The sequence below is a fragment of the Pseudomonas sp. 05N434 genome (assembly GCF_056396965.1).
In genome coordinates this window covers 1-11,664 of the sequence record NZ_JBFTMK010000082.1, presented here as the reverse complement: position 1 = coordinate 11,664, position 11,664 = coordinate 1, and the positions used below count along the sequence as shown (strand labels likewise).

Annotated in this window: 10 protein-coding genes and 1 pseudogene; 2 read left to right on the top strand and 9 right to left on the bottom strand. The window is 58.1% G+C overall.

Going from position 1 to position 11,664, the window contains the following annotated elements; genetic code table 11:
- The 3 genes and pseudogenes from AC1DLB_RS08105 to pdxR form a co-directional block, all read right to left on the bottom strand.
- Window positions 1–534, bottom strand: a pseudogene (locus AC1DLB_RS08105) (outer membrane beta-barrel protein); the annotation flags it as partial.
- Window positions 535–770: 236 nt separating this feature from the next.
- A complete protein-coding gene (rfaH, locus tag AC1DLB_RS08100; RefSeq protein ID WP_111453162.1) occupies window positions 771–1,292 on the bottom strand; it encodes a transcription/translation regulatory transformer protein RfaH in 522 nt (173 codons plus the stop codon).
- A 488-nt stretch (window positions 1,293–1,780) separates the two neighbouring features.
- Window positions 1,781–3,313, bottom strand: a complete 1,533-nt coding sequence (pdxR, locus tag AC1DLB_RS08095; protein ID WP_230139041.1) for a MocR-like pyridoxine biosynthesis transcription factor PdxR — start codon at window positions 3,311–3,313, stop codon at window positions 1,781–1,783.
- Between the two features lie 129 nt (window positions 3,314–3,442).
- Here pdxR and AC1DLB_RS08090 point away from each other — a divergent pair, with 129 nt between their 5' ends.
- Window positions 3,443–4,078, top strand: a complete 636-nt coding sequence (locus AC1DLB_RS08090; protein ID WP_230139042.1) for an FMN-binding negative transcriptional regulator — start codon at window positions 3,443–3,445, stop codon at window positions 4,076–4,078.
- 37 nt (window positions 4,079–4,115) lie between these two features.
- On the opposite strand, the gene AC1DLB_RS08085 is transcribed toward AC1DLB_RS08090, so the two are convergent.
- The 6 genes from AC1DLB_RS08085 to AC1DLB_RS08060 form a co-directional block, all read right to left on the bottom strand.
- Entirely contained in the window at window positions 4,116–5,108 is a 993-nt protein-coding gene (locus AC1DLB_RS08085; protein WP_477743216.1) for a LacI family DNA-binding transcriptional regulator, read from the bottom strand.
- A 75-nt stretch (window positions 5,109–5,183) separates the two neighbouring features.
- Entirely contained in the window at window positions 5,184–6,686 is a 1,503-nt protein-coding gene (locus tag AC1DLB_RS08080) for a glycoside hydrolase family 32 protein (protein ID WP_230139043.1), read from the bottom strand.
- Window positions 6,683–7,816, bottom strand: a complete 1,134-nt coding sequence (locus tag AC1DLB_RS08075; RefSeq protein WP_230139044.1) for an ABC transporter ATP-binding protein — start codon at window positions 7,814–7,816, stop codon at window positions 6,683–6,685. Before AC1DLB_RS08075 ends, AC1DLB_RS08080 begins: the two co-directional genes overlap by 4 nt.
- 27 nt (window positions 7,817–7,843) lie before the next feature.
- Window positions 7,844–8,686: a carbohydrate ABC transporter permease gene (locus tag AC1DLB_RS08070; protein ID WP_018928908.1), complete on the bottom strand. Its 843-nt coding sequence runs from the start codon at window positions 8,684–8,686 to the stop codon at window positions 7,844–7,846.
- Complete coding sequence (locus tag AC1DLB_RS08065; protein WP_111453167.1) at window positions 8,683–9,645, bottom strand: carbohydrate ABC transporter permease; 963 nt, start codon at window positions 9,643–9,645, stop codon at window positions 8,683–8,685. Before AC1DLB_RS08065 ends, AC1DLB_RS08070 begins: the two co-directional genes overlap by 4 nt.
- A gap of 21 nt (window positions 9,646–9,666) precedes the next feature.
- Window positions 9,667–10,941: an ABC transporter substrate-binding protein gene (locus AC1DLB_RS08060; RefSeq protein WP_477784845.1), complete on the bottom strand. Its 1,275-nt coding sequence runs from the start codon at window positions 10,939–10,941 to the stop codon at window positions 9,667–9,669.
- A 167-nt stretch (window positions 10,942–11,108) separates the two neighbouring features.
- On the opposite strand from AC1DLB_RS08060, the gene AC1DLB_RS08055 reads away from it, so the two are divergent.
- On the top strand, window positions 11,109–11,664 hold a 556-nt coding region (locus AC1DLB_RS08055), incomplete at its 3' end, for a carbohydrate porin (protein WP_477784844.1).

Below are 11,664 nucleotides of genomic sequence, written 5' to 3'. Positions count from 1 at the left end.
GCCGTCGGAGTTGTCGTAACGAAGTTGAGCGTAACTTGCGCCCAGATCGATCTGATTGGCAGCGCTCTTGGCGCCGTAGGTATAGAGACCATTGACGCGATTAGTGCGAATCTTGTCATTGATGCCATCGACAGCAGTCGATGTCGTGCGTTCGTATTTACGCGCTTCCCCTTCAAGTTTCAGGCGATGGCGGTCGGTGAACTCCATGATGCTGTCGAGCCGCACACGTTGTGCCGTATTCGAGGCGTCCGGATGATCATGATAAATGTAGCGGGTAGGCTGCCAGATAAGTCGCGTGGCACTGTTTCGATCTTCGGCCTTGAGTTCGAAAGAGGGCGCCACCTTGGTCACCATGGAAGACTGACGTCCCCGATCCAGCTCCCGGAAGTTGTCATCGTAGCTCTCTGAAAATAACAACGTGGGTGTGAAGTCGAATCCGTAGATGTTAATGGCCTGGGGGTCGAGACTCCAGGCCGCTCCGGGATATAGAGAGATCACTATCAGTGCGAAGGGGCCATGGGTCTTAAGGGTCATATCATTGCTCCTTGGGGATGAATCCAATGACTATAGACCGGAAAAACAGGGCCGAATGTGCGCGATGTAATATCGGCTGATGTCAGTGATTTCTTCATGCGAATGGAGTCCGTAAGTGTGAGTAATCACGCGGCTGGAAACAATCCATGAAATAAAAAAAGGCATAAATTTTTGTTTGAATTTAAAGTTGGGTGAATGTGTTCAGGTTTTGTTATTGAAGTAAGTTGAATAGGGGATTATAGATGGAGGCGTGCTCGCTCAATATCAGTCAGTGGAATACGAACCGGCTGCTCTCTATTCAGAAAGTGAAGCAGGATCATAACTCGCTCGTCACCTAACATGGTCATGAAAATACCTTCGAGTGTCGACAGCGGTCCTCGGGTTATTTGCAGTTTTTCACCGGGCTTGAACGTGTGAGGTGCAAGAATTTCCGGTGGTTTATAACACCGCTCTTGCAAGTGTGTGATGACATCGTCAGGGACCATTGCCGGGCCGTGATTAAAATCGACGATTCGGCTGACGCCACGTGTAGAACGCAAAGGGGCCCACTTGTCGTCACGGCCTAGCTGAATGAAAAGGTACCCCGGGAAGAGCGGCTCAAGGGATTGATGGGGGCTACCATGTATCCTGCGTTGGCTAACGGTTTGCGGGCAAAATATGACATAGTTTTGCCGCAATAAATTGATTTTCGCCCGTTCGTCCTGACGTGGCTTGCACTGCAAAAGATACCAGTTAGAGGCTTGGGTAGTCGTCAGCATACTGGCAAGCTCCGTAACGTTGGTTTAAGCATGCCTGTTGCGTATCAGCGATGCCGTTATCCTTCCAGGGAACGCAATGAGGTTGTGGAAGTCGCGAAAGTGTTAAGCTTTTAAAACGGTGTATCAATGATGAAGCATGTAACGCCAGGGAAACGGTAAAGTGATTTCAAAGTGATTGCAAAGTGGAATGTGTAAACCTTAATTAACGCTGTGCATGATGTCGCCTTCAGGCACGAAATGAAGCCGATACTTTGCGATGGCCAAAGCTACCGCACGGTCCGAACCTTCGGCCCTTTAAAAATAAGTACTTTTGTTCGTAAGCCTTATTTGCAATGCAGTCAGCAATGGATATTCATCCACTAGATCGTCGCCTTTGTCAGGTGTCGACCCTGTTAGGTATTGATCACTCAAGGTGGCCTGTCAAATGTTACTAGTCAAAAATATAGCCTTCTGTCCAATAAGTTATTAAGGTTGTCCAACTAATTGTTTTAAAAATGTTTTATGGCAATTGGCATGATTCTGCGGCCCGACGGGTTCGCGGCCAACGTGATGACCTGCGCAAGGCGCCGGGTGGCGGACTCAATGTCTTCGGCACTGAAACCGCCCAAACCCAGAATCAATCCCGAACGGCCATTGCCACCGGCATACATCGGCGACACGGCACGTACCGATACCTGAGCTTCGGAAGCTTTGGCGGCGACCCACTGATCGTCGATACCTTCCGCCAGCCAAAGCACCAGATGCATGCCCTGATCGCTCGGTTCCAGCCATGCAAGTTCGCGAGGAATCAGCCTGGCAACCGCCTCGATGATTTGCCTGTGGATGTCTGCGTATACGCCGCGAATTCGCCGGATGTGCCGATCCAGATGTCCTTCTGCGATGAATGCTGCGAGTACGTGCTGATCGGCGTTGGCGGGATGCCGATCCATCAGGACCCGCGCACCGCAGAAGGCTTGCACCAGATAAGGCGGAACGATTGCGTAGCCGAGTCGTAACGAGGGGAACAGTATTTTGCTGAACGTCCCCAGGTAGATAACCCGGTCGGGGTCCAGCCCCTGCAAGGATGGAAAAGGGTGGCCGGCGTAACGCAGTTCACTGTCGTAATCGTCCTCGACGATCCAGGCATCGGACGCCCGGGCCCATGCCAGCAAGGCATCGCGCCTGGCCATGCTCATTGGCATGCCGAGTGGATATTGATGTGACGAGGTCACGAAGGCTGCTCGTGCCTGGGGGCATTGCGCTATGCCGTTTTCAACATTCAGCCCCTCGGCATCAACCGGGACGCGGATCATTTGATTTGTATGGCCTGCGCTTTCCAGAATTCCTGTGATACCCCGGTAGGCCGGATCCTCCACCCACGCAAAATCCCCCACATCGAGCAGCACCTGACAGGCGAGATACAGGCCCTGTTGCGTGCCGGATGTAATGATGACCTGGCTCGCTTCACAGCGCACAGAGCGTGACTTGCGCACGTAATCCGCTACCGCTTCCCGTAACTCAAGCGCACCTTGTGGATCGCCGTATCCCGAGGGCGCTCCAGCCCCTCGCGCCCTGATGCGATTGCCAAGGCGACGCCAGATATCGTCAGGCGCCGCTTTGCCAATCGGCACCGAGACCGAGAACGGAATCTGCGCAGCCGCTCTAAATTGCTGGGCCACCTGAGCGAACCGTTCGATTCGGGAAGAGGGCGTCCACGACCTGGCTTCGGTGGGCCGACCTTGCTCCTGCCGGGTGGTTGGCGACGCATCTGCCAAAGAGCGGGCCACCCGCGTACCTGCTCTGCCTTGGGATTCCAGGAAGCCCTCGGCGATCAACTGCTCAAAGGCCTCGATAACGGTGCCTCGGGCAATCGTCAGCGATTTGCCGAGAGTGCGCGTCGATGGCAGCAGCTCACCAGGCTTGAGGTCGCCCCTGCGGATCGCGGACCTAAGCGCTTGAGCAAGTTGTCGTCCCAATTGACCGGCGGTTCGATCCAGCGTGCCCAGCGATGGAATTTCAACAACGTTGGCTTTACGTGCCATCAATTCTGGCTCAGTGATTATGTTGGATATTGGCTCTATACCATGGGCCAGTTCATCCACACAATTCACACGAAGGCCACCTCACCACTGGCGCGCTGTCCCCACCCTTGAACGATTGAAGGAGTTGATATGTACGTACCTGCCCATTTTGATGAGCCTCGCGCCGAAGCCCTTCATGAACTGATCGTGCAGCACCCACTGGGCATTTTGTTTACCAACGGTGAAAGCGGACTGGATGCCAACCACATTCCTTTCGAGTTGAAGGCTGCGCAGGGGCAGTTCGGTGTTCTTCAGGCGCACGTCGCGCGCTCCAATCCGGTCTGGCAAGACGTTAAAAATGGCGACGAAGTCTTGGTGGTTTTTCGCGGCGCCGAGGCTTACATCTCGCCCACCTGGTATCCGAGCAAACACGAAACCCATAAGCAGGTTCCGACCTGGAACTACAAGGTGGTGCACGCCCATGGGAGGATCACCCTTCACGATGATGAGCGCTATGTCCGTGGGTTGGTGGCGCTCCTGACCCGAACCCACGAGTCGTCCCAGCCCGAGCCATGGAAAATGACGGACGCCCCGAAGGACTACATCGCCTCGATGCTCAAAGCGATCGTTGGGGTAGAGATCGAGATCACTCGCCTGGTCGGTAAATTCAAGCTGGGTCAGAACAAGGAAGCGAGAGACATCCGTGGTGCAGGTCAGGCACTCAAGGACAGCGGGAAAATCGTATTGGGAGAGGCAATGCTCGCGAGTGTCGATGCCGAATCCTGAGGCACCTCGTGCACCGGCTGGTCTGCGGCGCTCGCACTCATAGCGACGCCCTGACCACCAATGGACAATCAACCGGCTGGGCTCCCTCTACCTCAAGGGCTTCGATCAGGTGGCGGGCAGCCTGGCGACCGATCTCGTAGTACGGCAGTTGCACCGTGGTCAGCGGCGGGATGAACAGTTCGGCGATACCGATCATGTTGTCGTAGCCGAGCACGGCGACATCGCCGGGAATTTTCAGGCCTCGGCTCAACAACAGCTGATAGGCACAAAACGCAATCCGGTCGTTGCCACAGATCAGAATGTCGAATTGTGGGCGACCCTCAACAATGTGCCGGTCGAGGATGGCTGCGGTTTCACCGTAGGCGTCATGCTCGGAAAGGTCGTATTGCAGAAGCGCGTCAGGCGCCAGCCCGAATGCCTGACAGGCGCGCAACAGGCCTTCTTGTCGCAGCCCCCAGGCCAGGCTCTGTTTTGGCAGATTGATGCACAGCGGGCGCCGATAGCCTTGGCTCAACGCGTGATGCACGGCGCGATACTGCCCCGTTTCGTCGTCCGGTACGTAACTGACCAGGCGACTGTCATCGGCCAGGCAATTGGCGAGTGCCAGCGGTTTGCTCTTCAAGCGCTCGGGAATGCTGACGTGGCGAAAGCCCATGGCGCTGAAAATCAGCCCGTCGGGGCGGTGCGACAACATCAGGTCGATGTTCTGGTCAGTGGGCGGGTTGCTCAACAGGTTAAGGATGAAGACATTCCAGCCGGCCTGTTGCGCGGTCTGTTCGATGGACAGCAGCAGTTCCACCGCGAACGGTGTGGTCGCGGTATCCAGCGCGAACACGCCGATGGTGCGCGACTGGAGGTTGTCGCCGCGCATCTTGCGCGCCGACAGGCTCGGTACGAATTGCAGTTCATCAATGGCGCGACGCACCCGCTGAAGGGTTTCGGGGCTCAGTTTTTCCGGGTTGTTGAGCGCTCGAGAAACCGTCATCAAGGACACGCCGGCCAGCTGTGCAACGTCTTTCACTGAAGTCATGCGAGGCGAGCCCGGTCAGGTTGACGCAGAATCATGACACAGGGCCCGGGTTTCTCGCGACTCGAATGACAGCGCTCATACCCAACCTGAAGCGAGAGGCCACGCCTTGGGAATCGATGCACGCCCACCACTGCCGTGGTTAAACAACTTCACGCCCAGACTGTCGGGCCGCGGATAGAGGCGACTGCTGAGGCTGAAGCGGCCGTTTTCGTCGAACACCTCGATGGACGAGCGATCGAGAAACACGCGCAGTTCCAGTCGCTCTTGTGTCGGGTCTATCGGCACGCTGCGCTGGCCGCTGACTTGCGCACCMGAGCGGCTGCGGTCCAGCACCAGGCGCTGTAATGCCGCATCGTAATAGAGCAGGGTTTCTTCTAGGCCATCGTCGCTGCAGCGCAAGGCGATGCCCAGGTGGCCGTCGGTGCAGCCGCGCAAATCCAGATGCACATGGATTTCCAGCAGGTCGCCATTCACTTCCGGTACCCAGCAGGTTCCCGACTCATCCCGCCAAGGCGTACTCGGCAATGGCGCCTCGCGCAGCGCGGTGAGCTCCCGTGCCGGATACACGCAAAGGCGATCGTCATGCAGTTCAAGTTCGCGCGGCAAACCGAGCATGCCGCACCAGTGATGGGCCTGGCTCGGCATCGGGCTTTCCCACATGTCGAGCCACGCCCACACCAGGCGCCGACCATCGGCGGCCACCAGCGTTTGCGCGGCATAGAAATCGTGGCCGTTATCCAGCTCGATAAAAGGCCCGCCGGTGAAGTGCCATTGGCTGTCGAGTTGGCCCACTCGATAACCGGTCTGGTATTTGTTGAGCCGTTCGTAACCGTGGGGTTGCATGCCCTGAGGGGAGTACAGCAGCACGTCGCGCCCGTTCAGGCGAAACAGATCCGGGCACTCCCACATATAGCCATCGCCCTCGCTGCCGCTGGCTACATAATCGAGGAACTCCCAGGTGTGCAGATCGGTGGAACGATACAGCGGCAGCAGCGGTTGATCGCCCAGACGTGCGCCGGCAATCAGGTACCAATAGTCGTCCGCTTGCCAGACCTTGGGGTCACGAAAATGCATGATCGAGTCTTGCGGCGCGGTCTCGATGACAGCGCCATGCTTGACGAAGCGAATGCCGTCGACACTGGTGGCCAGGCACTGGACTTGACGGATCGAGCTTTCATCACCCACGTCTTTCAGCCAGGTGTGCCCGGTGTAGATCAGCGCCAGGGTGTCTCCACACACTACCGCGCTACCGGAAAAACAACCGTCGCGGTCGAAGTCATCGCCGGGCGCCAGGGCAATGGGCAGATGCTGCCAATGGACCAGGTCGGCGCTCTTGGCATGCCCCCAATACATCGGGCCCCACTTGGCGTCAAAGGGGTGGTGTTGATAGAAAACGTGATACTCGCCACGGAAGTACACCACCCCGTTAGGGTCGTTCATCCAGCCTGTCGGGGGGGCAATGTGATAACCGGGGCGGTAATCGTGGATGACCCGAGACAGGCCGTCACTCAGCGCCTGTTGCGCAAGGTCAAGGGAGTCAGGCATTGGATCGCTCATGGTATTCAAAGACAAAGTCATAGGGCGCCTGCTCGTGCCGGGCGCAGAGGGACGGTTTCAATGGCATGTGGGTGACGCTTCAAGGCTGTGCCGTCAGCGTCGAACAGGTGCAGGTTGTCGATGTCCAGCAGCAGCTCGACCCGGTCGCCCACCTGCCATCCGGCGTGGACCTCACAACGACTGATCAGTGGCTCGTCCTGACCTGTCTCGAGGTGCACATAAGTTTCACTGCCCAGGTATTCGACCGCGGTCACCACGATGCCGGCGGCTCCTTCCGCTGACTTGAGCGACACGTGTTCCGGGCGAATGCCCAGGCTCAGCAGCGTGCCCGCCGCCAGGTTCGAACTGTCGAAGGGCAGGGACGTCATCCCCAACACGGGGCTGTCGACCAGGCTGGTTTCGCCCGGCGCCTGCAAGCGCGCCGGCAGAAAGTTCATTCTGGGTGAACCGAGAAAGCCGGCGACAAAGCGACTGGCCGGGCGCTCATAGAGTTCGCGCGGTGAGCCGACCTGTTCGACGCGACCGCCATTGAGCACGACAATTTTGTCGGCCAGGGTCATCGCTTCAACCTGATCGTGGGTGACGTAGATCATGGTCGAGCCCAGCCGGGCATGCAGCCGGGCGATTTCGTTGCGCATCTGCACCCGCAAGGACGCATCCAGGTTGGAGAGCGGCTCATCGAACAACAGAATGTCCGGTTCCCGCGCCATGGCTCTGCCCATGGCGACACGCTGACGCTGCCCGCCAGACAATTCCTTTGGCTTGCGTTGCAGCAGCTTGTCCAATTGCAGGATTTGCGCGGTCTTCAGCACGCGCTCGCGCAGGCTGGTCTTTTCAGTCTTGGCCAGCTTCAAACCAAAACTGATGTTGTCGTAGACGCTCATGTGCGGGTACAGCGCATAAGACTGAAACACCATGCCGACGCCACGCTCGCGTGGCTCCAGGTCGTTGACCCGACGCCCGTCGATCAGCAGGTCGCCGGCGCAGATCGAATCCAGTCCGGCGATAAGGCGCAGCAGGGTCGACTTTCCGCAGCCCGAAGGGCCGACGAATACCACGAACTCACCCGCCGCGATCTCCAGGTTGACGTCGCGCAGAATCCGCGCACCGCCCAATTGTTTGTTCACGTTATCCAGTTTCAACTTGATCACGATGCTGTTCCTTGTAGTTGTCGGGCATCAACCCTTTAACGCGCCGGTAGTGAGGCCGGAAACGATTCGGCGCTGGAAGATCAGCACCAGAATCACCAGTGGGACGGTGACCAGCACCGATGCCGCCATCAACAACCCCCAAGGCAACTCATGGGGGCTGCCGCCAGAAATCAGGGCGATGGCCACTGGCACCGTGCGTTGGGTGTCGGTGAGGGTGAAGGTCAGGGCAAACAGGAACTCGTTCCACGCCGCGATGAAAGCCAGCAAGCCAGTGGTGACCAGTGCGGGCCAGAGCAACGGCAACAGCACCCGGGTCAGCGTGACCCAGGGCGAGGCGCCATCCATGATTGCCGCTTCTTCCAGCTCATGGGGCAGTTGACCCATGAACGTGGTCAGCACCCAGACGGTGAAGGGCAGGGTGAAAATCGTGTAGCTGAGAATCAACGCCCAGGACGTGTTGTACAGGCCCAAGGCACGGATCACCTCGAACAGCCCCGACAACACCGCGACCTGGGGAAACATCGACACCCCAAGGACCATCATCAACACCGTGCCACGCCCACGGAATTTCACCCGGCCCAAGGCATAAGCGGCGGTCAGGCTGAGGAACAGCGCCAGCGTCACTACGCTAAGCGCGACCACCAGTGAATTACCGATAGCCCGCAGGAATGAGGCTTGGTTAAGCACCGCCGCGTAATTGGAGAAGTCGGGTTTTTTGATCCAGTAGCTCACCTCGAACAAGGCGCTGGACGGCTTCAGCGACGTGACGATGGCGTAGTAGAAAGGGAACACCGCATACAGCAGCAACACCCCGATCAGGCACCAGAAACCGAAGCGCAACAGTGCTTTTTTCAGTAGGCGAGGGCTCATGACCGGACCTCCAGTTGACGGCGTCCGAGGTAGAGATAAAGCATGGCGATCACTGCAACCACCAGAAACAGCAGGGTCGAGGCGGCGCTGCCGTAACCGACGTCCTGGAACTCCACCAGGTGTTGGCGGGCGTAGACCGACATGCTCATGGTGCTCGATGAGTTCGAGGTCAGCACATAAATCACGTCGAACACCCGCAGGGAGTCGAGGATGCGGAAGATCGCCGCCACCAGCAATGCGGGCATCAGCAGTGGCAGCGTGACCCGCCAGAACACCTTCAGTGGATGAATGCCATCGACCCTGGCGGCTTCGTAGCAGTCACTCGGCAACATCTGCAAGGCGGCGAGCATCAGCAGGGTGACAAACGGCACGGTCTTCCAGACGTCGACGATAATCACCGCCCACATCGACAGATCGGCATCTGCGGTCCAGGCCAGAGGCGCGGTAATCAGGCCGAGGCTGAGCATCAGGTGATTGATGATGCCGAACTGGTCATTGAGCATCCATGACCAGATCTTCGCCGAGACAATGGTCGGAATCGCCCACGGAATCAGAATCAACGCTCGCACCAGGGAACGGCCGGCGAACTGGATGTTCAGCAGCAACGCCACCAGCAGCCCCAGCACGACTTCCAGCCCCACCGACACCACGGTGAAATGCAAGGTGTTGCGCACTGCATTCCACCATTGTGGATCGACCAGGATGCCCGACCAGCTGGAACCGTTGTGGAACAGATAATTGCTCAGGCCAACGAAGGTGCCGCCAGCGGTGTCCGCCAGGTTGGCGTCGGTCAGGCTGAACCAGAATGTCCGCAGCAACGGCCAGGCCGCCACCAGGGCCAGACACAGCAACATCGGCGTCAGAAACAGCCAGGCAGCGCGCACTCGGCGGCGCTGTACCGGCGTTTCCCTGGCGAGCAGGAGCTCGTCACAGGGAGCATGGGTAGTAGAGACAGACATGGTGATTTTCTTCCTTGTGGCTTACCAGTTCCGGTGTTTGATACGCGTGAGTTCGCCTTCCAGTTCGGTCAGCGCCTGATCGACCGGCAACTCGCCGGCCAGCACGCCATGCACTTGATCGAAGAACGCATTGGTGACCCGTGGATAACGAGCGGCGGTGATTGAAGCGGGGCGCATGACGCCATCGTTGAGAATGCTGTGCAGCTGACTGTAATAAGGCATGGCCGCGAGCAGCTCGGGATCCTGGTAGAGCGACTCGATCACCGGGTTATAGGCGCCAATCAACGCACGATGTTTTTGCTGTTGAGCGCTGGTCAGGTAGCTCACCAGTTCGGCGGCAAGCTTCGGGTTGGCGCTGTAACGCGATACCGCCAAACCCCACCCGCCGAGGGTGGAGGCATGGGTGCCGGTGCTGCCGCCGCGGGGCAGGGGAGCGACCCCGACCTTGTCTTTTACCGCACTGTCCTGGCTTTGCACCAGGGCCCAGACATAAGGCCAATTACGCATGAACAACGCATTGCCCGACTGGAATACGCCGCGTCCTTCTTCCTCGGTGTAATTGAGCACGCCACGCGGGGAGATGTCGCCTACCCAGCTTTTGGCCAGGGTCAACGCCGCTCTTGAGGCCTGGCTGTTGACCACGATGTCGCCTCGTGGATTGACCAGCCCTCCGTCYGGTTGGCTGCTGATCCATTCCAGCGCATTACACGTCAGGCCTTCGTAGGCACGCCCTTGAAAGATGTACCCCCAGGCGTTGGCGTTGCCGGCATTGCGCTCGGCCTGTTGTACATCCTTGGCGGTAGCGGTCATTTCCTCCCAAGTCTGGGGGACTTGCTTGTTGTATTTCTCGAGCAAGTCCTTGCGGTAATACAGCAGGCCCGAGTCGGTGAACCACGGCATCGTCACCAGCCGTCCGTTCACCGTGGCGTTGTCCACCTGTGCCTGGAAGTAGCCTTGGGTTGCATCGGCGGGCAGCACCTCGCGCAGATCCAGCAGATGTTTGGCCAGCATCCCCGGCCACACCATGTCGATCTGAATGATGTCGATGTCGCTGGACTGCGCACTGAGGATCTGTTGATAGAACGACAACCGCTCGGTTGCCGAGTTAGGCGTGGACACCACCTCGACGTGATTGCCGGTCTGTTGAGACCACGCCTCGACGGCCTCTTTGCACAGTTGTAATTCCGCGCCCACCGCACCGCAGGAAATCGTCAGATTGGCTGCGCTGGAGAGGGATGKAAGCCCGGCGCAAAGGGCAAGCAGTGCTGCTGGAAAGAGTGATTTGAGCTGTTTCATAAAGCCCTCTTTATTTTTGTTTTTAGAAAAGTTAACGTTAACATCGCCAAATGTAGCAGCGTATTTGCGATGAGGCATCCTTTTTTTCGTGGATTTTGACAATTAACAATTCACGAAAAAAAGGCCGGTCGCAGGACAAAAAATAAAAACAAAACAGGAAATCCCCCATGCAGAAAGCATCAAGCTGGCTACTCGCAGGCGTACTCGGCACCTCGGCGGCCACTGCTCAGGCCGCGACTCTGGAAGAACGCATGGCCGCGTTTGAAGCCCGCGCCAGCGCTGCGGAAAAACGTGCAGCCGCCGCCGAACAACAAACCCAGGCGCTCGCCAGGGAATTGCAGCAGCTCAAACAGTCCACTCCCGCCTTGCAGCCTGTTGCGTCCACTGCGACCGCCACTGCGGCGCCCACTTTGGATACGCGGTTGGCAAAACTCGAAGCCCGTCAGCAAAGCCTGGAGAAGGAGGGCAGTACCGGACACCTCACCGACGGGTTCAGCTTCAAGGGCTACGCCCGCTCGGGATTGCTGATCAACGATGGCCTGGGGGGCGGGCGGGGCGGTCCTTATACAACGCCTGCCGGTTCAGTCGGTGGTGCAGTTGGGCGACTGGGTAATGAAGACGATACTTACATGCGTATAGACCTGTCGAAAGAAGCCTATGCGCAGAACGGCACCCATTCCAAATTCACGGTTTCCATCGCCGATGGAGTGGAAAGCTCCAATG